19 protein-coding genes are annotated in these 20,973 nt (G+C 36.5%); 9 read left to right on the top strand and 10 right to left on the bottom strand.

Annotated features, from left to right (window positions below):
- Positions 1 to 566: 566 nt before the first annotated feature.
- The 5 genes from FKR84_RS09880 to uvrC form a co-directional block, all read right to left on the bottom strand.
- Entirely contained in the window at positions 567 to 1,340 is a 774-nt protein-coding gene (locus FKR84_RS09880; RefSeq protein ID WP_141422149.1) for a DUF3108 domain-containing protein, read from the bottom strand.
- Between the two features lie 299 nt (positions 1,341 to 1,639).
- A complete protein-coding gene (gene hppD / locus FKR84_RS09885) occupies positions 1,640 to 2,800 on the bottom strand; it encodes a 4-hydroxyphenylpyruvate dioxygenase (protein ID WP_141422150.1) in 1,161 nt (386 codons plus the stop codon).
- An 81-nt stretch (positions 2,801 to 2,881) separates the two neighbouring features.
- On the bottom strand, positions 2,882 to 4,042 hold the full coding sequence (locus FKR84_RS09890; protein ID WP_141422151.1) for a homogentisate 1,2-dioxygenase: 1,161 nt from the start codon (positions 4,040 to 4,042) through the stop codon (positions 2,882 to 2,884).
- A 145-nt stretch (positions 4,043 to 4,187) separates the two neighbouring features.
- Positions 4,188 to 6,422, bottom strand: a complete 2,235-nt coding sequence (locus FKR84_RS09895; protein ID WP_141422152.1) for a patatin-like phospholipase family protein — start codon at positions 6,420 to 6,422, stop codon at positions 4,188 to 4,190.
- 1 nt (position 6,423) lies between these two features.
- Positions 6,424 to 8,214 (bottom strand): excinuclease ABC subunit UvrC, encoded by a 1,791-nt coding sequence (uvrC, locus tag FKR84_RS09900; protein WP_141422153.1) that lies wholly within the window; start codon positions 8,212 to 8,214, stop codon positions 6,424 to 6,426.
- 93 nt (positions 8,215 to 8,307) lie between these two features.
- Between uvrC and FKR84_RS09905 the strand changes: the two genes are divergently transcribed.
- From FKR84_RS09905 to FKR84_RS09920, 4 genes are read left to right on the top strand one after another with little or no spacing between them, the layout of a single operon-like run.
- Complete coding sequence (locus FKR84_RS09905) at positions 8,308 to 8,730, top strand: ATP-dependent zinc protease family protein (RefSeq protein WP_141422154.1); 423 nt, start codon at positions 8,308 to 8,310, stop codon at positions 8,728 to 8,730.
- A gap of 4 nt (positions 8,731 to 8,734) precedes the next feature.
- Positions 8,735 to 9,607, top strand: a complete 873-nt coding sequence (gene rimK / locus FKR84_RS09910; protein WP_141422155.1) for a 30S ribosomal protein S6--L-glutamate ligase — start codon at positions 8,735 to 8,737, stop codon at positions 9,605 to 9,607.
- A gap of 4 nt (positions 9,608 to 9,611) precedes the next feature.
- The gene (locus FKR84_RS09915; protein WP_141422156.1) at positions 9,612 to 10,580 is read left to right on the top strand and encodes a succinylglutamate desuccinylase/aspartoacylase family protein; all 969 of its coding nucleotides are present in this window, start codon (positions 9,612 to 9,614) and stop codon (positions 10,578 to 10,580) included.
- Positions 10,581 to 10,585: 5 nt separating this feature from the next.
- The gene (locus tag FKR84_RS09920; RefSeq protein ID WP_141422157.1) at positions 10,586 to 11,152 is read left to right on the top strand and encodes a 5-formyltetrahydrofolate cyclo-ligase; all 567 of its coding nucleotides are present in this window, start codon (positions 10,586 to 10,588) and stop codon (positions 11,150 to 11,152) included.
- Positions 11,153 to 11,157: 5 nt separating this feature from the next.
- Here FKR84_RS09920 and FKR84_RS09925 read toward each other — a convergent pair whose 3' ends face one another.
- From FKR84_RS09925 to ileS, 4 genes are all read right to left on the bottom strand, one after another.
- Entirely contained in the window at positions 11,158 to 11,778 is a 621-nt protein-coding gene (locus tag FKR84_RS09925; protein ID WP_141422158.1) for a lipoprotein signal peptidase, read from the bottom strand.
- A gap of 34 nt (positions 11,779 to 11,812) precedes the next feature.
- Positions 11,813 to 12,439: a hypothetical protein gene (locus FKR84_RS09930; RefSeq protein WP_141422159.1), complete on the bottom strand. Its 627-nt coding sequence runs from the start codon at positions 12,437 to 12,439 to the stop codon at positions 11,813 to 11,815.
- Positions 12,440 to 12,537: 98 nt separating this feature from the next.
- Complete coding sequence (locus FKR84_RS09935; RefSeq protein ID WP_141422160.1) at positions 12,538 to 12,936, bottom strand: TraR/DksA family transcriptional regulator; 399 nt, start codon at positions 12,934 to 12,936, stop codon at positions 12,538 to 12,540.
- A 2-nt stretch (positions 12,937 to 12,938) separates the two neighbouring features.
- The gene (gene ileS / locus FKR84_RS09940; RefSeq protein ID WP_141422161.1) at positions 12,939 to 16,370 is read right to left on the bottom strand and encodes an isoleucine--tRNA ligase; all 3,432 of its coding nucleotides are present in this window, start codon (positions 16,368 to 16,370) and stop codon (positions 12,939 to 12,941) included.
- 174 nt (positions 16,371 to 16,544) lie between these two features.
- On the opposite strand from ileS, the gene FKR84_RS09945 reads away from it, so the two are divergent.
- From FKR84_RS09945 to FKR84_RS09955, 3 genes are all read left to right on the top strand, one after another.
- Complete coding sequence (locus FKR84_RS09945) at positions 16,545 to 16,973, top strand: tellurite resistance TerB family protein (protein ID WP_141422162.1); 429 nt, start codon at positions 16,545 to 16,547, stop codon at positions 16,971 to 16,973.
- A 169-nt stretch (positions 16,974 to 17,142) separates the two neighbouring features.
- Entirely contained in the window at positions 17,143 to 17,439 is a 297-nt protein-coding gene (locus FKR84_RS09950) for a type II toxin-antitoxin system HigB family toxin (RefSeq protein ID WP_141422163.1), read from the top strand.
- 11 nt (positions 17,440 to 17,450) lie between these two features.
- Complete coding sequence (locus FKR84_RS09955; protein ID WP_141422164.1) at positions 17,451 to 17,822, top strand: helix-turn-helix domain-containing protein; 372 nt, start codon at positions 17,451 to 17,453, stop codon at positions 17,820 to 17,822.
- Positions 17,823 to 18,116: 294 nt separating this feature from the next.
- On the opposite strand, the gene fbp is transcribed toward FKR84_RS09955, so the two are convergent.
- Positions 18,117 to 19,127, bottom strand: a complete 1,011-nt coding sequence (fbp, locus tag FKR84_RS09960) for a class 1 fructose-bisphosphatase (RefSeq protein ID WP_141422165.1) — start codon at positions 19,125 to 19,127, stop codon at positions 18,117 to 18,119.
- Positions 19,128 to 19,202: 75 nt separating this feature from the next.
- On the opposite strand from fbp, the gene FKR84_RS09965 reads away from it, so the two are divergent.
- A complete protein-coding gene (locus FKR84_RS09965) occupies positions 19,203 to 19,682 on the top strand; it encodes a GNAT family N-acetyltransferase (RefSeq protein ID WP_233357730.1) in 480 nt (159 codons plus the stop codon).
- Positions 19,682 to 20,941, top strand: a complete 1,260-nt coding sequence (locus FKR84_RS09970) for an aspartate kinase (protein ID WP_141422166.1) — start codon at positions 19,682 to 19,684, stop codon at positions 20,939 to 20,941. The genes FKR84_RS09965 and FKR84_RS09970 overlap by 1 nt, the downstream gene beginning before the upstream one ends.
- The last annotated feature ends 32 nt before the right edge of the window (positions 20,942 to 20,973 follow it).

Genomic DNA, 20,973 nt, shown 5'->3' on the forward strand with positions numbered 1-20,973 from the left:
GAGTACAATCAATGTGATCAGGAACAAATTACTAGCCAGGATTTTTGCAGTTGTAAAACGGAGAACGCCATATGTTGATACCTTGAAATATGCAGCTTAAAAATGTTGAAAATTTTAACTAAAAAGCTTTTTTTAACCATAGAATACGGGAGAACCAATCCCAAACTCAAGCTGGGGACTAGGCTTAACCGATTTTTGCGAAAAACTTCCCTCGTTACGGCGCAAACTAAAGGTATTTGTAGGTTTTTATAAATTTATAAAGCTCATAATTTTGCTTGTGCCTATTCAATTTTAGCGACTGGCGCTAGTTTGCTTAACCCTCCACTCACATCATTTTTTGTGCATTACTCTCGTTATTCTTCCTCGTTGTATGCAAGAACTTCGCTTAGGCCATAAAAAAATAAAAAACCTTAAAGAAAGGTATCATACTATAAATCTCTCAAACCCTTGGCTATTTATTGGCGTGTCATTCGTTTTGATTATTTTAATCGGACACTAGTAACTTAAATACAAAAATTAACTATTTAATTCTTTAAATAGTTGCTCTCCTTTACGGAAAGAAAAGCTTACTTTTTAAACTGAAAAGAATGTTTTAAACCTCTAAATGCATCTAGGTCTGCTTCTAACGACCCTACTGCTAAATCTGCTCTTATTTTTAAAGGAATTTTATTAGCATCATCGCTAACCCAAAAAGTCAAACTTTCTTCTTCTTCAAAAATACGACCTGCTTGCACATAAGGTCTGAATTTTAAAGCTTTTATTTTCCCAAATTTGGTTTTAATGGTTTCCCTACCCAAGAATACCGTTTTAAATTTATAGTTTTCATCATCAAAAAACATATCTACCACCACGGCATCGTTTTTCTCAATTGTTTTTTCATCTATTTCATTCCGTAAAAAGTAAAAAACAGAAATCATGTCTTGCACCTTAGGTTTGGTATCAAATCTATTACGGGTATTGCGTTTTTTATCGTGTACCAACGCCCTGTTGTTAACTTGATCAAAATTAATTATACGGTCTTTGGTATGGCCGCCTTCGTTAATATCGCGTATAAAACGCAGAGGCAATTGGTTATCTTGGCGCACATAACTCTCGTACCTATCGTCTACTTTAAAAAACAAATCTAATAAACCGGTAGATTTACCCCTGCCTTTAATATGATACACCGGCATATCAAACAAGGTTTCTTCATGCACTGCTAAAGTTGCATAACTGGCATTAAACCAGCCGTAATGTATTCTAAATTTAAACCACTCTCCAGGTTGGTAAGCAGAACTTTGTGCAGAAATAGACCCAACGGAAAATAAAACGCTAAAAAACGCAAACAACAACTTCTTCATGAATATGTATTTAAGTTTAGAATTTGAAATTTACAATATTTATTCCAAAATTGGTTTAAAACACATAAAACCCTATCAAATACATGATAGGGTTTTACGCTTATTAACCAACTAAAACTTAAATTTATGAAAAAAATTACTTTTTCAAATGCACTCAAGGAAACCACCCCCTGAATGCGGATGCAAAAATACGTCAGCTTTGAAATATCTGCAATGAAAAAGTAATATTTAACCTTTTTATTAACATATTTTCATTAAATTTAAGATTATCTGTTTATTTGTTAATTTATTCGTAATACTTACAAGGTTCCTCGCAATCCTTGCTCGCGTTCTATAGACTCAAACAAGGCTTTAAAGTTACCGGCACCAAAGCCTTTTGCGCCCATTCGTTGAATTATTTCAAAAAATAAAGTCGGTCGGTCTTGTAAAGGTTTGGTGAAAATCTGTAACAAATAACCTTCTTCATCGGCATCTACCATGATACCCAAACTTTTTAGCTTATCTAAATCTTCTCGTAATTCGTGGCTGTGCTCTTCTAAACGTCCGGGAACGGCATGGTAATATTCGTCTGGCGGAACCGATAAAAACTCCACTCCTCTTTTACGCAATTCTGATACGGTGGTAATAATATCGTCTGTAGAAACCGCTACGTGCTGTACGCCGGCGCCTTCGTAAAAATCTAAATATTCTTCAATTTGCGATTTTTTCTTGCCTTCGGCAGGTTCGTTAATCGGGAATTTAATTCTTCCGTTCCCGTTACTCATTACTTTACTCATTAAAGCCGAGTATTCGGTATGGATTTGCTTATCGTCAAAAGATAAAAAGTTAACAAAACCCATCACGTCTTCATACCATTTTACCCAGGTGTTCATCTCGTTCCAACCTACGTTTCCTACCATATGGTCTATAAATTTAAGACCGGTTGCCTCCGGGCGGTAGGCAGATTCCCAAGCTACATAGCCAGGTAAAAATGTGCCATCAAAATTTTTGCGTTCTATAAACATATGTACGGTTTCGCCATAGGTGTAAATACCGGCTTTTACCACTTCGCCACTAGCGTCTTTATCTGTAGTTGGCTCCATATACGATTTTGCACCTCTTTTGGTGGTTTCTTCCCAAGCTGCTTTGGCATCTTCTACCCAAAGGGCAATTACTTTTACGCCATCACCATGTTTTACAATATGTTCGTTGATATGGTTTTTAGAAGTTAAAGGCGAGGTAAGCACCAATCTAATTTTATCTTGTTGCAATACATACGAAACCTCGTCTTTACTTCCGGTTTCCAAACCTTTATAGGCTAAAGACTGAAAACCAAAAGCGGTTTTATAAAAATGCGCTGCTTGTTTAGCATTTCCTACATACAGTTCGATATAATCGGTACCTAATAAAGGAAGGAAATCTTGCGCTCCTTCAAATATCTTTTCGGTACCATAGTTTACCGATTCTATTTTCTTGCTCATTCTGTTATAATTTAAGTTTTAATTTATTCTTTTTTCTTTACGGAAGTTAAACAACCGTTTCTGCTACATTGAAATTGTCTTTTATTCTTCTAACCAGGATTTGTAATAGCTGTCATCTGCTATTTTCATTCCATCTTCGGTAACCTGCAAGGGTTTAAACGTATCTACCATTACTGCCAACTCTTCTGTTTTGGTTTGACCAATACTTCTTTCTACAGCGCCCGGATGCGGCCCGTGCGGAATACCTGCCGGATGTAACGAAATATGGCCAGCTTCAATATCGTTCCTGCTCATAAAATCGCCATCTACATAATATAAAACCTCATCGCTATCTATATTGCTGTGGTTGTAGGGCGCCGGAATACTCTCTGGATGATAATCGTATAAACGCGGACAAAAACTACATACCACAAAAGCATCTGTTTCAAAAGTTTGATGCACTGGCGGCGGTTGATGAATTCTGCCGGTTATGGGTTCAAAATCATGAATGGAAAACGCATACGGATAGTTATACCCGTCGTAACCCACAACATCAAAAGGATGCGTGGCGTAAACCATATCAAAAATTTTGTTTTGTTTTTTTACTTTCATCAAAAACTCGCCTTTTTCGTCGTTGCTTTCCAACTCGTGCGGCTGGCGCAAATCTCTTTCGCAAAATGGCGAATGTTCTAACAATTGCCCAAAATGATTTCGGTAGCGTTTTGGGGTGTAAATTGGTCGGGTAGACTCTACAATAAAAAGCCGGTTGTCTTCGTCGTCAAAATCTAATTTATAGATTACCCCTCGTGGAATAAGCAGATAATCGCCGTATTTAAAATCTATATTACCCAAATGGGTCCGTAGTTTTCCGCTGCCTTTATGTACAAAAATCAGCTCGTCTTCGTCTGAATTTTTGTAGAAATAATCGTTGGTAGATTGTTGCGGCGCGGCCAAAATAATACTTACATCTGCGTTGGTAAGCACGGTTTTACGGCTCTCTAAATAATCTGGCGCCGGCACTACTTGAAAGCCTTTTAGGCGGTAAGAATGCAGGTTATTTTCTACAGCTATTTTTGGACTTACATCATAGCTGCCTTTTATTTCTTTTACTTGGGTTGGCCGGTGAATGTGGTACAGGTTAGATGACATACCGTCAAAACCAATGGTACCAAATAATTGTTCGTGATACAGACCGCCATCTGGTTTTTTAAAAACCGTATGGCGCTTATGCGGGATTTTTCCTAATTTATGGTAAAAGGGCATTTTTTAACGTGTTTTAAAATTTCGCCAAAAAATAAGCATTATTAAGGGTAATTAAAAACAAAATCTCAAAATTCATACGATTAATACATTTTGTGTTTTTTCCGTAAAGGAAATAAAAAAGAGAATTATAAGTAGTTTTTATATTCTAAAACCAAAATCCAAGACTTAAAAACCACTCGCTTTCTGCCCTTTCCGGGGAATAGGAGTATTTGGCTTCCAGCGGACCTAAAAAAGTTTCTAGGCCGTAACCTATTGCAAAACCGGTATAATCTGGCGTAGAAATCCACTCGGTTGTTCTAAAAATATCGTCTTCTGCATTAGCAATATTGTAGCTGGCAATAAGGTGATTTTTTTTAAAGATTTCGTAATCTAACTCCAGCGATGCTTTTATATAACTGTCTCCCGAAATGCTTAAAAAATCGTAACCATAAAAAGGTTTTATATTGTTTACGTAATTATTTCCGTAGCCACCAAGGTAAAAGTTGAGCACATTGCTTTGGTCGCTTCCTATTTTAAAACCGGTTTCTGTACTTAACCTTACGGCGAAATTCTTAAAAATAGTTTTTGCCACTCCCAAGCTGCCGCGCGCCAGAGAAAATTCAGAAAAATTAATACTGGTATTGGCTTCTACCAGATACAGGTGGAAATCTCCCATAAAATGCGCACCTTCTGTAGGGAAATAAGCGTGGTTATAGGTATCGTACTCCAAATAGCCATAAGGTGCAAACAAACTGCTTTCTTCTAAAATAGTAAAACTGGGGTTTTGGCTGTCTTCCGTTAAAAAAGTTTTGGTTTTCACCCGCATGTATTTATGCTCCAGTCCCATGCCAAATTTAAACACTCTGTTTAAAAAAGTTTCTATATAAAAACGGTTACTAAGGTCTAAATAGTCTATGTTTAACTCATTAATATCTAAAATGGAAAAAGAAGAATTACCGTCTAAAAAATCGACGCCCACTTCTCTATCAAACTGATTTAGTGTAGAGTTTAGGCCAATGCTCCAATAATTACCTTTATCTATATAGTAATTAAAATTATACCTAAAATTATCTCCCACTATTATGTCTAAAGAAGTAACATCGTTAGTTAAAAATAGACTTTTGTGGGTAAGGTTAACCAATGCAGCACTTTCATACAATTCGTCATAATGTAAGGCAAAGCGTAAATTGGTGTTGTTTTGGTTTTCACGAACAATTAAATTAAGGTTTTTAGACGCTTGCTTGGTGTCTTTCAATTGGTACTCTACCCGCTGAAAGTTTCCGGTGGCCGAAAGTCGGTTAATTGCTTCGTTTAACTGGCGGTAACTTATTTTTTTCTTTAACGGAAGTTTTAACTTTCCGGTTATATAATTTCTGGGATAGGTACTGTTTCCACTAATTTTTATATGATTAATGCTAATAGAGTCTAAACGATTTAATACTGTTTCTTGAACTTTAGACTTGGCGCTCTGTCGTTTTGCAAGTTGCTTTAAAGCTATTATGTTTTTTCTGGCTGCTGTCTCGCCACTATCTATAATTGCAGCGCCTTCATCAAAAGAAAGAATAGAAAACTTTCTTATATCCGGATTAATATACAAATCTGTTTTTGCAATTTTATTTTCCATATCTTGTATGGTTCTAAAATTGTTTACTTGGGTAAGTATTTCTAAGGCACTTTGCAATTTTTTTCGGTTAACCAAAGTATCTTGCACATCTACCCCAACAATATAATCTACATTTTTTCCCTTTAAAATTTCTACCGGATAATTATTAGAGATACCGCCATCTGCAACTAGCTGGTCGTTTATAAGAACCGGACTAAACAAAGAAGGAATGGCACCACTGGCAGCAACGGCTTGTGGCAATGAGCCACTATCTAAAATTACTTGTTTCCCCGTTTCTATATCTGTTCCTGTGCAAAAAAACGGAATTGGCAATTTGCTAAAATCTTCTATGTTATGCACGTGTGCGGTAAGCCTGGATAAAAGATTATACAAATTCTGACCTTTGCTTAAGCTAGATGGTAATGTAAGATTAAAATTATTAAACGGTAAGGTAATTGCGTACCTGTCTGCTTCTTCACGTTCGTAAAAGCTTTTAACTCCCCTAGGCAAATCGTCTTGAATAAGTTTACGGAAATTGGTTTTCCTAAAAATAGAGTCTAATTCTTGTGGAGAATATCCCGAAGCATACAAAGCACCAACAATTGCGCCCATACTACTGCCACCAATATAATCTATACGCACGCCCACCTCGTCTATTACTTTTAACGCGCCAATATGCGCCAAGCCTTTGGCACCACCACCGCTAAGCACCAAGCCTACTTTTACATCTTTTTGTACAGGATTTTGAGCAAAAACCGAAAAGCTAAAAAATATAATTAAAAGGCTTAAAAATCTCATATTATTGATGGTAATGATTATAGACCAAGGTTGCCTTGGCATTTCCTACTACTTCAGAAAGTTCTTTTTTGGTAGCTTTACGGATACGTTTGACCGAGCGGAAATTCTTTAATAATTCTAAAGCGGTTTTTTGTCCAATGCCAGAAATATTTTCCAACTCTGTATCTATTGCGCTTTTACTTCTTTTGTTGCGATGAAAGGTAATACCAAAACGGTGCGCTTCGTTCCGCAATTGCTGTATTATTCTAAGCGTTTCAGATTTTTTATCTAAATATAAAGGTATAGAATCGCCAGGATAAAACAATTCTTCCAGTCTTTTAGCAATACCAATTATGGCAATTTTACCGCGAAGGTCTAGTTGTTCTAAAGCACTAACGGCCGAAGAAAGTTGCCCTTTCCCGCCATCTATAATTATGAGTTGTGGCAAGGGCTCGTTTTCGTTTAACAAACGCCTGTAGCGCCTAAAAACAACTTCCTCCATAGAAGCATAATCATCCGGGCCTTCTACGGTTTTTATATTAAATTTTCGGTAATCTTTTTTGCTGGGTTTCCCGTCTTTAAAAACTACACAAGCCGCCACCGGATTGCTACCTTGAATGTTAGAATTATCAAAGCACTCTATATGTCTGGGTTCTTCACGTAGGCGTAAATCTTCTTTCATTTGCGCCATTATTCTATTGGCGTGGCGGTTAGGGTCTACAATTTTCATTTGTTTAAACCGCTCTTGTCTAAAATACTTCGCATTCCGTAAAGATAAATCTACAATAGCTTTTTTATCGCCCAGTTTTGGAACGGTAACTTTTACCGTTTCGCCGACATCTACTTTAAAGGGCACATAAATCTCTGTAGAATTAGATTGAAAACGCTGCCGAATCTCGGTAATGCCAAGTTCTAATAATTCCCTGTCAGATTCGTCCAACTTTTTTTTCATCTCGATAGTATGCGAACGAATTATCGCCCCGTGCGAAAGTTGTAAAAAGTTAACATAGCCATAGCCTTCGTCACTAAAAATAGAAAATACATCTACGTTATTTATCTTAGGGTTTACAACGGTAGATTTGGCTTGGTATTTTTCTAGAGTTTCTATTTTATCTTTTATACGCTGCGCATCTTCAAACTCCATCTTCTCGGCATGCCCTTGCATTTGCTGTCTAAAACGGTCTAAAGAATCTTTAAAATTACCTTTTACAATTTGACGTATTTGCTCTATGTTGTTATGGTAATCTTGTTCTTCTTGATGGCCTTCGCACGGGCCTTTGCAATTGCCAAGATGATATTCTAAACAAACCTTGTATTTGCCACTTCTAATTTTTTCTTCCGATAAATCGTAATTACACGTACGCAATTTATACAAATCCCTAATAAGCTCTAACAGCGCATTTACGGTTTTTCCGCTGGTAAAGGGCCCAAAATATTCGCTACCGTCTTTTATTAATCTTCGGGTAGAGAAAACCCGGGGAAAGCGTTCGTTTTTAATGCAAATCCACGGATAGGTTTTATCGTCTTTTAGCATTACGTTAAACCGTGGCTGGTATTTTTTTATCAGATTGTTTTCCAGCAAAAGCGCATCGGTTTCAGAGTTGACAACGATATGCTTTATCTCTACAATCTTTTTTACCATTACCGCAATACGGTGACTGTCGTGCTTTTTATTGAAATAAGAACTAACTCTTTTTTTAAGGTTTTTGGCTTTTCCTACGTAAAGTATTTTTCCGTTTTTATCAAAATATTGGTACACTCCAGGGCTAGAGGGCAGGGTTTTTATCTGTATTTCTAAAGGCGGTTTTTTCATTGCTTCAAAGATAAAGCTATTTAAAAGCAAAAAAAATGCTTTTAATTAATTAGGCTTTTTGTCTATATTTTTTACGAATTAGTATATTGCACTATGAATAAAAAAATAATAGGAAGGGTAGATAAAGCAAACTTCCCAGAACTTGGGCTTAAAGATATTGCGGTAAAAATAGATACCGGCGCATATACCTCTTCAATACACTGTAAAGATATACGTGAAGAAAACGGCGTGCTACACTGTAAGTTTTTAGATCGAGACCACCCAGGTTACAATAAAAAAATTTTAACTTTTTATGACTACAGCACTATTAAGGTAAGAAGTAGTAACGGGCTTGCACAAAAACGTTACGAAATAAAATCTAAAATCCAGTTATTTGGCAAAACTTATAAAATATCTTTATCTTTAAGTGACCGTCAAGAAATGCGGTTTCCTGTTTTGCTAGGCAGAAAATTTTTAAATAAAAAATTCGTGGTAGATCCACAACAAAAAGACGTTTCTTTTAACTTGCAACAATAAACTTATGAACATAAAAATATTATCCCGTAATCCAAATCTTTACTCTACGCAACGCTTGGTAGAAGCTGCCAAAAAGCGTAAACATAATGTAGAAGTAATAGATCCATTAAAATGTGATATCGTTATAGAAAAAAGACGTCCTAATATATATTATAAAGGTGGTTATATAGAAGATGTAGACGCTATAATTCCGCGTATTGGCGCTTCTGTTACTTTTTACGGAACTGCGGTAGTACGCCAATTTGAAATGATGGGCGCTTTTACAACCGTAGGTTCTGAAGCTTTGGTGAGAAGCAGAGACAAATTGCGAAGCTTACAAGTTTTATCGCGCGCAAAAATTGGTTTGCCTAAAACGGTTTTTACCAATTACTCTAGGGACGTAGAAGGGGTTATTAAACAAGTAGGCGGGACACCTTTAGTAATAAAATTATTAGAAGGCACGCAAGGTTTAGGCGTAGTTTTGGCAGAAACCCGTAACGCAGCAGAATCTGTAATAGAGGCTTTTAACGGCTTGCAAGCCCGTGTAATTGTACAAGAATTTATTAAAGAGGCCAAAGGAGCAGATATTAGAGCTTTTGTAGTAGACGGCCACGTAGTTGGCGCTATAAAACGACAAGGAAAAGAAGGCGAGTTCCGTTCTAATTTACATCGTGGCGGTTCTGCATCTGTTATAGAACTTACAGACGAAGAAGAAGTTGCTGCTGTGCGAGCTGCAAAAGCTATGGGCTTGGGCGTTGCCGGGGTAGATTTATTGCAAAGTGGCAGAGGACCTTTAATTCTAGAGGTAAACTCTTCTCCAGGATTAGAAGGTATAGAAAAAGCTACTGAAAAAGATATTGCAAAAAGTGTTATTCGATACATAGAAAAAAACGTATAGAATTATGCGTGACAGTGAAAAAGAAGATGTTTTAGAACTTTTAAACCATAAGATTAAGCCAGGCGAAAGTGCTCGTGTAAATTTTAATACTGCCAAATTATACACTACCACAGCGGTAGAAGTACCTATTTTAATAGAACGTTCTATCAATCCCGGTCCTACAATATTAATAACCGGTGGCATTCACGGCGATGAGATTGCAGGAGTAGAAGTTGTACGACAACTCATTTCTAAAGGAATAAATAAACCTAAACGCGGTACCATAATTTGTATACCGGTGGTAAATGTTTTTGGTTTTCTGAATTTAAAAAGAGAATTTCCAGACGGTCGCGATTTAAACCGCATGTTTCCCGGCTCAAAAACCGGCGCTTTAGCCAGCCGATTTGCATATCAATTTACCCACGAGATTCTACCACACGCAGATTTTTGTATGGATTTTCATACCGGTGGCTCTACTCGTTACAACGCTGCACAAATTAGAGTGCAAGAAGGTGATGAAGATATCTTTGAATTAGCAAAAATTTTTAATGCACCTTTTACCGTATTTTCTAAAACCATTGCAAAATCTTACAGAGGAGCCTGTGCCAAATTAGGCAAACCTATTTTATTATTTGAAGGCGGAAAGTCTTTAGAAAACGATAAAACCATTTCTAAATATGGCGTTGATGGCGTAATGCGAATCTTAAAGCATTTTGATATGCTACAAGGCAATTTTGAAGTTTCCGAACCGGACTTTACCAATATACTCATTAAAAAAAGCCAATGGATGCGTGCCAAATACAGTGGTTTGCTACACGTTAAAATACCTATTGGTAAATTTGTAGAGAAAGGCGAATATATTGCAATAATTACCGATCCGTATGGTAGTTTTAGACATAAAGTACGTGCTTCCAACACCGGTTATATAATAAATGTAAACCAATCTGCTATTGTATACCAAGGCGATGCAATTTTTCATATTTCCAAAAATTAGACGGAATGTTAAAAAAAGAACTTCGGGAAAAATATAAACAAAAAAGAAAAGCTTTATCTGCGGAAGAAATTGACGAAAAGAGCTTAACAATAGCCAACAAACTATTAGAACTACCTATTTGGGATTACACCTATTACCATATTTTTTTAAGTATTGAAAAACAGCAAGAAGTAAATACCGAGTTTCTCCTACATATTTTAAGCGGAAAAGACAAGAATATTGTGGTTTCTAAAAGCGATTTTAAAATCCACCAAATGACCAACATTTTACTTACCGATAATACCAATCTAAAAGTAAATAAATGGGGCATCCCAGAGCCTACCGAAGGCATAGAAATTATGCCAAAAAAAATACAAGTGGTTTTTGTACCGCTTTTGGCTTTTGATATAAACGGCCACCGCACCGGTTACGGAAAAGGTTTTTACGATAGATTTTTAGATACTTGCGCCCCAAACACCCTAAAAATTGGTCTTAGTTTTTTTTTCGCGGAAGCTAAAATTGAAGACACCAACCCACACGACAAAAAATTAGATTATTGTGTAACCCCTAATGAGATTTATAAGTTTTCTTGAAATAATTATTTCTTGGCTTCTTTCTCTTCTTCCTGCGGAAAAGCTTGTTTGTTAAAAAACAACAATAAAATTACGCCAATTGTTATAGCAGAATCTGCAATGTTAAACACCGGTTCAAAAAAAGTAAAGTAGTTGCCACCCCAAAATGGGATCCACTCCGGCAAATAACCGCTCCACAGCGGGAAATAAAGCATATCTACTACTTTACCGTGAAAAAGCGTACCATAACCGCCCGCATCTGGCAGAAAAGTCGCAATTTGATTATGGCTGTCGTTAAAAATAATTCCGTAAAAAACCGAGTCTATAATATTACCAAAAGCTCCGGCAAAAATTAAGGCAATAGAAATAAGTAAGATTTTAGAGCCGTTTTTTCTGGCAGAATCCCAAAGCCAATAACCTATACCTACAATGGCCACCAGTCTAAAAAGTGTAAGAAAAAGCTTACCGTATTGCCCGGGAATTTTTGCGCCCCAAGCCATACCTTCATTTTCTACAAAAAGAATTCTAAACCAATCAAAGACTTTAATTTCATCGCCAAGGGCAAAATTGGTCTTTATATAGAACTTAGAAATTTGATCGATGATCAAAATTACCAAAATGAGCCAGGAAGCTTTTTTTAACGACATTTACTTAAAATTTTGGCGGTAAAAATACATTTTTTTATTCAATTTTTTTCACAACTATATCGCCAGAGATAGATTTTACTTTAATTAGGTTACCAAAACCTACACGCGGGTCTATTTTTACTGCTCCTAAATTAGATTTTGCTTCTACTTCTGCTTGTTTTGTTTTTACAAATACATCGCCGGTATAGGTTACAACAAATGCTTTTCCGGTAAAGTTAGATAAGCTGCATTGCCCTGCTTTAAGTTCGGTTTCCAGGTATTTAAAAGCGCCATTTGCATAAACAGATGCCAAGTTAGAAAGTACAACTACCTTAAAGTTTTGTGGCACATCTATTTCTAGATTTAGGGCAAATACTTTGTGGGCTGCCAATTTATCTTGCCCGCCAAGCAATAGTTTGTTGTAATGCGATTCTAGTTTTAGTTCTTTGCCTTCTATACTGTTTTTTATATAAATATCCTGCAAGTATTCTCCCTCTGCCGTTACGCTGTAGCGGATAGTTTTTCGCTTGGAAGCATTTATGGTAATTTTAAAAACCTCATCGGCTTGTACAAAAACGCTGCTAATATCTTTAGCCGAAATAATGGTTGTTTTGGTGCGTTGCGCGAAGCAATTATTTCCGTAAAGGAAAAAAACCAATAAGACAACCGTTAAATTTTTCATAGCCGAAAAATAAAAAAAAGCTGCTTCAATCCGTCTTAAAATATACTCCTAAAAATAGGCACGGTATTGAAACAGCTTTCTAAATGCAGAAGCAATAATTATTGCTGCATATTTTTTGCTTCTATGCTTAGCGTAGCGTGCGGCACCAATCTTAAGCGTTCTTTTTTGATTAGTTTACCGGTTACACGGCAAATACCGTAGGTTTTATTTTCTATACGTACCAACGCATTTTTTAAATCGCGAATAAACTTTTCTTGGCGTATGGCCAATTGGGAGTTTGCTTCTTTGCTCATTGTTTTGCTGCCCTCGTCAAAGGCTTTAAACGTTGGCGATGTGTCGTCTGTACCATTTGAGCTATCGTTCATATACGCGCTTTGGTACATTTCTAATTGTTGAGTAGCTTTTACTATTTTATCTTCTATAATAGCTTTAAACTCTGCCAACTCTGCGTCTGTAAACCTTTCTTTTTGTGTATTTTGTGCTTCTTGTGTTGTCATAGTTAGTGTTTTTTTATGGCCAATTGGGTATTTACATCATCAAAATTTATCGCTATCCCATTGTCCAAATTGCTTTCTACAATTTCGAGTTTTGCAGTAAGCGTTTCGTTTTTAATATATGTCTTGTTATCATTAACGGCATCCTCGATCATCCCGTCACTTTTAATTTTTACCTCAATTTTATCGGTAACTTCAAAACCGGAATCTTTTCGTAAGTTTTGAATTCTGTTTACTAATTCTCGCGCTATTCCTTCTTTTATTAATTCTGGTGTAAGGCTAACATCTAATGCTACGGTTAGACCGCTGTTGCTGGCTACTAACCATCCCTCAATATCTTCTGAAGCTATTTCTACTTCGTTGAGCTGCAACATAGTCATTTTCTGGTTAATTTCAATATTTATTTGGCCTTCTTTTTCCAGTTTTGCAATATCTTCCGGACCCATTGTTTTTATGGCTGCCACCACTTTTTTCATGTCTTTGCCAAATCGCGGCCCTAAGACTTTAAAGTTTGGTTTTACGGTTTTCACCAAAATACCGGAAGCATCGTCTATAAGCTCTATTTCTTTTACGTTTACTTCAGATTTAATCAAATTTGCTACTGCATTTATCTCTTCTTTTACCGCATCGTCCAACACCGGAATCATAATTCTCTGTAAGGGTTGTCGTACTTTTATCATTTCTTTTTTCCGTAAAGACAAAACCAACGAAGAAATGATTTGCGCTTTGTGCATTTTCTGCTCCAATCCTTTATCTATAAAGGTTTCTTCTTGTTTTGGAAACTCTGCTAAATGTACACTTTCTGCAGTATCTTTTTTAGTAACCTGTGTTAAATCTTTATACAACGCATCCATATAAAAAGGCGCTATTGGTGCCGCCAATTTAGCTACATTTTCTAAGCAAGTATATAAAGTTTGGTAAGCAGAAATCTTATCTGCATTGTATTGGTCTTCGCCGGAATTGATTTGGGCTGCGGGTTTCCAGAAACGTCTTCTGCTTAAACGCACAAACCAGTTGCTTAGGTTTTCTTGTACAAATTCTGAAATTGCTCGCGCAGCCTTGGTAGGCTCGTAATTAGAATAGAATTTTTCTACTTTACCAATAAGTGTATGCAATTCTGAAAGTACCCATCGATCTATTTCTGGTCTTTCTGCAATTGGTATTTCTGCTTCGGCATAGGTAAAGTTGTCTATGTTCGCGTAAAGTGCAAAAAAGTTGTACGTGTTATATAAAGTTCCAAAAAACTTTCTTCTTACTTCTGCAATTCCTTCTATATCAAATTTTAAATTATCCCAAGGATTGGCGTTGGCAATCATATACCAACGGGTAGCATCTGGTCCAAAAGCTGCCAAAGTCTCAAACGGATCTACGGCATTGCCCAAACGTTTAGACATTTTTTGGCCGTTTTTATCTAATACCAAACCGTTAGAAACTACATTTTTATAGGCCACATCGTCAAACATTAAAGTTGCGATGGCGTGCAAGGTATAAAACCAGCCGCGTGTTTGGTCTACGCCTTCGGCTATAAAATCTGCTTTACGTTCTGATTTTTCTACAATTTCTTTGTTTTCAAACGGATAGTGCCATTGTGCGTAAGGCATAGAACCGGAGTCAAACCATACGTCTATTAAATCTGCTTCGCGGTGCATGGTTTTGCCAGATGGCGCTACCAATTTAATTTTATCTACAATATTTTTATGCAAATCTATTTTATCGTAATTTTCTTCGGACATATCGCCTACCACAAAATCTTCAAAAATATCTTTTTGCATCACGCCGGCTTCCACGGCTTTTTGCATCTCTTTTTTTAATTCGGCCACCGAGCCAATTATCAATTCTTCTTTGCCATCTTCTGTGCGCCAAATAGGCAACGGAATTCCCCAAAATCTGGAGCGCGATAAATTCCAATCGTTGGCATTGGCTAACCAGTTACCAAAGCGGCCTTCGCCGGTAGAGGCAGGTTTCCAGTTTATACCTTTGTTTAACTCGTGCATCCGGTCTTTTACCTCAGTTACTTTAATAAACCAAGAATCTAACGGATAATATAAAATAGGTTTATCTGTACGCCAGCAATTTGGATAACTATGTACGTATTTTTCTACTTTAAAAGCTTTGTTTTCTTCTTTTAACTTAATGGCAATTTCTACATCTACCGATTTTTCTGGCGCCTCACCTTCGTCATAATATTCGTTTTTAACATACTTGCCGGCAAGCTCGCCCATTTGCTCTCTAAAACGGCCTTGTAAATCTACCAGCGGCACCAAATTACCGTTCTCGTCTTTTACCAACATTGGCGGAATTTCTGGTGTTGCCTTTTTAGCAACCATCGCATCGTCTGCCCCAAAAGTTGGTGCGGTATGTACAATTCCTGTACCGTCTTCTGTAGTTACAAAATCTCCGGCAATTACCCTAAAGGCATTTTCAGGATTGTCGTGCGGCAAAGCATAAGGTAAAAGTTGTTCGTATTGAACACCAACTAAATCTTTACCTTTAAATTTTTTGCCAATCCAATACGGTATTTTTTTACTTTCTTTTGTATAAGCTTGTAAATCTTCTTCGTTTTCTACCTGCTCAAATTTTTTATCAAATTGTTGTTTTGCCAAAGCTTCTGCAACAATTATGGTAATTGGCTCGAAAGTATATTGGTTATAAGTTTTTACCAATACATAATCTATTTTTGGGCCAACGGTCAAAGCCGTGTTACTAGGCAGCGTCCAAGGTGTGGTTGTCCAGGCAATAAGATTAATTTCGCCTTCGTTTTTAAGAAAATCTGGTAGGCTTTCTTCTTTTGCTTTAAATTGTGCAGTTACCGTAGTATCTGTAACGTCTTGATAAGTACCGGGTTGGTTAAGTTCGTGCGAGCTTAAACCGGTTCCTGCTTTTGGTGAAAATGGCTGAATGGTATAGCCTTTGTAAATAAGGCCTTTTTTATAAATTTCAGAAAGCAAATACCAAACGCTTTCCATATATTTTGATTTATAGGTAATATATGGATCGTCCATATTTACCCAATAACCCATTTTTTCGGTAAGGTCCTTCCAAACATCGGTGTAGCGCATTACGGCATTTTTACAAGCGTCGTTATAATCTTCTACGCTAATTTTTGAGCCAATGTCTTCTTTGGTAATTCCCAGTTCTTTTTCTACGCCCAACTCTACCGGCAAACCGTGCGTATCCCAACCGGCTTTTCGTTTTACCTGAAAACCTTGTTGGGTTTTAAACCTACAAAAAATGTCTTTGATGGTTCTTGCCATCACGTGATGAATACCGGGCAGGCCATTTGCAGAAGGAGGTCCTTCAAAAAACACGTAAGGTTTGTTTGCATCTCGGGTAGAGATACTTTTTTCAAAAATGTTTTGCTTTTCCCAAAAATCGCGTGTTTCTTTAGCTACTTTGGGCAAGTCCAGCTCTTTATATTCTGCAAATTTTTTATTCATGAATATGCCTTTTTTAATAGTCTGCGAAATTAAGGAATTTTGCCAAACAGAGACTGCAAAAAATAAAAAAACCTATCCCTTTGATGGTTAAATATTTATAATTTAACTTATCGTAAATTATTTTTATTAAAACAGCTTTCTGTATATTTGTTTTAACAAACACAAAAACTCATTATGTCGTTTACAGATTTATTTGATTCAGGGCATCACCAGCGCAATATTGGTCGTTTTGCAGCCATTGTAAATATTGCCTCAGTAGATGGCGAAATTAACGCAGAAGAAGAACGCGTTTTAAAACGATTGGCAAAAAAACTTGGCATAGAAGAAGATGAATATGCCAAAATTATTAAAAATCCTACCGGCTATCCGGTAAATCCGCCTAACTCTGCTGCAAAAAGATTAGAACGTCTTTACGAAGTACTTATCGTGATTTTTGCCGATCATAATATGGATAAAGACGAAGAATTTATGCTTAAAAAATATGCAGTAGCTTTAGGTTTTGACCCAGAAACTTCGCAAGCAATTATAGATCGTTCAGTAAGTATATTAGGTGGCAGATTAAGTTTTGACGATTACTTGTATTTATTAGAACGCAAAGATTAATTTTTTTGGCTGTAGCCGAATAATTTTGTGCTTGGCGCGATAAATTCCGTAAAGGGAGAAGTTTAACTAATAGCGATTAATAGTTAGTCTACCTTTTTAATACAAAAACACATCTATCTATGGTTCTTTATTTGAGAACTATTTGTATATTTGTCTTAGTAAATGATCAATGAAACGAATAATTGCGAAAAGTACACTGCGAGAATTCTGGAAAAATCATGCTGACTCAGAACAATACTTGAAAACTTGGTACGACACAGCAAAAAAAGCAAATTGGTTCTCGCCAAATGATGTAAAACAGACCTACATAACCGCAAGTATATTAAAGAATGGTCGAGTAGTTTTTAACATTAAAGGAAATTCTTACCGACTTGTAGTCAAGTTCAATTATGAAAAACAATGGGCGTTTATCCGATTCATCGGTACGCACCCAGAATATGATAAAATTGATGCCGATACGATTTAAATAGGACGATTATGAATTTAAAACCGATTAAAACAGATAAAGACTACCAAAACGCACTTAATAGATTAGAGGTTATTTTTGATGCCCCAATTGATACCAAGGAAGGAGATGAAGCGGAAATACTCTCGTTGCTTATTGAAAATTACGAAAACGAACACTACCCTATCGAGGCACCAGACCCAATTGAAGCAATAAAGATTAGAATGGAAGAACTGAATCTACGTCAAAAAGATTTGGTAGGCATAATTGGTGGAAAAAGTCGAGTATCAGAGATTCTAAACCGAAAAAAAAGATTAACGGTGGATATGATAAGAGAATTGGAGCAAATTCTTCAAATCTCTGCTTCTGTACTGGTCAATAATTATAAACTTGCCAAAAAATAACGAAAGAATAAATTAACTATTTTTTCGCATAGCAAAGTTTTACACTTTTTAATTCGGTTCAATATCTTCTCTTTATTCTTTTCGCTGTAGCGGAAATTTTTTTAGGATTATTCTCGTTACTATTACTGTTTATTAAACGTGGCAGATAGAATGCTCTGATAGAGAATATTGAATAAATTTTTCTCTGTAACCATGACATCTCGACTGCGTTCGATGTGACAGAGTTTCATTTGCGCTCGCTGTGACAGGTGTTAAGAGGTGAAATCGCTTAAATAATTCCAGGTCTTTCGGTGTTTATTCCGGAGCGTTTTTCATAAATTCTTCTGCCTTTTTCACCATATTCTCGCTTCCGCAGAAAAATGGGGTGCGTTGGTGTAATTCTTTTGGTTCGATGTCCATAATTCGGTTAAAACCATCGCTGGCCACGCCGCCTGCTTGTTCTGCCAAAAATGCCATTGGATTGCATTCGTAGAGCAAACGCAACTTTCCGTTTTCAGATTTTGCGGTTTTTGGATAGATGTAAATTCCGCCTTTTATAATGTTTCTATGAAAATCTGAAACCAAAGAACCAATATAACGTGAGGTATACGGTCTGTCGCCATCTTCTGCTTGGCAATATTTTAAATAATCTTTTACGCCTTGCGGGAAATGCGCGTAGTTACCTTCATTAATCGAATAAATTTTACCGTCTTTAGGAAAACGCATATTTGGGTGCGAGAGATAGTACGTGCCAATTGCCGGGTTTAGCGTAAAACCGTTTACCCCGTGACCGGTTGTGTAAACCAACATTGTAGAAGTGCCGTAAATTATATAACCGGCAGCTACTTGTTGATTACCGGGTTGTAAAAAATCTTCTTGAGTTACCGGTTTTCCGACTTCGGTTTTGCGGCGGTAGATAGAAAAAATGGTTCCTACAGAAACGTTTACATCTATATTAGAACTTCCGTCAAGCGGATCCATCAAGACCACATATTTATTTTTATGATCGTTATTTTGACCTTGAATGGTAATATAATCGTCGTTTTCTTCGGAAGCGATACCGCAAACAATTTCGCGGTTGGTTAGGGTTTGGATAAATTTTTCGTTAGCATAAACATCTAATTTTTGTTGCTCTTCACCTTGCACATTGGTATCTCCCGCCGCACCGGTAATATCTACCAAGCCGGCTTTGTTTACCTCGTGATTAACCACTTTTGCAGCCAAACGAATGGAGTTGATAAGTCGTGATAATTCTCCTGAAGAATACGGAAAAGAAGATTGATTTTCTATAATAAATTCTCCTAAAGTTTGGTTTTTCCTACCCATTTTTTCTTGTGTTTGTGCACAAAAATAGAAAAAAAGAAAATCTAATGCCTACTTTTGTAGCTAAACCTTTTAGTTATGCAAATTAATATACGGCCCGCAACCAAAAAGGATATGCCAGAGGTTTTTTTACTGATAAAAGAATTGGCAGCATTTGAAAAAGAACCGGATGCGGTAATAATTACTACAGAAGATTTAGTACGCGATGGTTTTGGAGAAAATAAGCTTTTTACTTGCTTTGTGGCAGAATTGGATGGCAATATAGAAGCGATGGCGCTTTTCTACTTTAGGTATTCTACCTGGAAAGGCAAAACCGTACATCTAGAAGATTTGATGGTGCGCCGCGAACATCGTAAAAAAGGTTTAGGCATTGCCTTGTATAAAAAAGTAATGCAATATGCTATAGATAATGGCGTAAAACGTGTAGAGTGGGTGGTTTTAGATTGGAATACCGGCGCGATAGATTTCTACAAAAAAACCGGGGCAAAAGTACACACCAATTGGAATACGGTACAATTTGAAGAAAAAGCCATAAAGCAATTTTTAAACCAAAATTGATGGAAGTTTTTAAATTTGGTGGCGCTTCTGTAAAGGATGCACAGGCCGTGCAAAATATGGCTCGTATTCTTGATAACATTGGTGATAAACGTAAATTAGTCGTGATTTCTGCCATGGGCAAAACCACCAATGCTTTAGAAAGAGCCATTAATTATTATGTGCAAAATAAAACTGTGCCTCTTACCTATCTGGAAGAAATCAAGCAGTTTCATTTAGATGTTTCTACGCAACTGTTTTTATCTGCGCCAGCGCAACTTGGACAGAAAATTGAAGCTTTTTTTAAAACCATAATTACTTTTTTAGAAAACAATAAAAACTGGGATTACAATTATATTTATGACCAAGTGATTTGCTATGGCGAGCTTTTGAGCACGGTAATTATTAGCGAATACTTAAGTTTTAAAAACATAGAAAATACTTGGTTAGACGCCCGCGAAATTATACAAACCGATTCTACTTACCGCGAAGCAAAAGTAGATTGGGAACTTACCAAAATAGCTGTACAACAAGCGGTAAACCGGCAAAAATTGAGCATTACCCAAGGCTTTGTTGGCGGTAGTTTTAACAATAACAGCACTTCTTTGGGTCGGGAAGGCAGCGATTATTCGGCGGCTATTTTTGCCTATTGCTTAGACGCTAAACAAGTGTGTATCTGGAAAGATGTAGACGGATTTTATAACGGCGATCCTAAGATATTTCCTAACACGCGGGTTTTAGAACAAATTTCTTACAGAGAAGCAATAGAACTGGCTTTTTACGGAGCTTCTATTATTCATCCCAAAACTTTACAACCCTTACAAAGAAAGGAAATACCGCTTTATATAAAATCTTTTTATAAGCCGGAAAAAGTTGGTACTTTAATAACCAACGGACCAAAAATAAAGCCTAAAATTCCTTGTTTTATAGTGAAGCATAACTTGGTTTTAATCTCGCTTTCTACATTAGATTTTTCTTTTTTTGTCGAAGAAAATATCAGCGAGGTGTTTGCGCTTTTACACCACTACCAGGTTAAAGTAGACCTTATACAAAACTCTGCTATTAGTTTTTCGCTTTGCGTAGACAATAGGTTCAATCTGGTAGATGATTTACTGCTGCATTTAAAGAAAAAGTATAAAGTAAGCTTTAACAAAAATGTTTCTTTATATACCGTTCGGCATTTTGATAATGCTACCATAGCTTCTATAGAAAACGTTAAAAACATCCTTTTAAAACAACAAACCCGAGAAACCGTGCAGTGGGTAACCCAAGAAAAAACTTAAGCAAGTTTTAGATTTTGTTATATTTGTTTATA

Origin of the sequence: Haloflavibacter putidus (genome assembly GCF_006546625.1) — a bacterium.
GTDB lineage: Bacteria > Bacteroidota > Bacteroidia > Flavobacteriales > Flavobacteriaceae > Mesonia > Mesonia putida.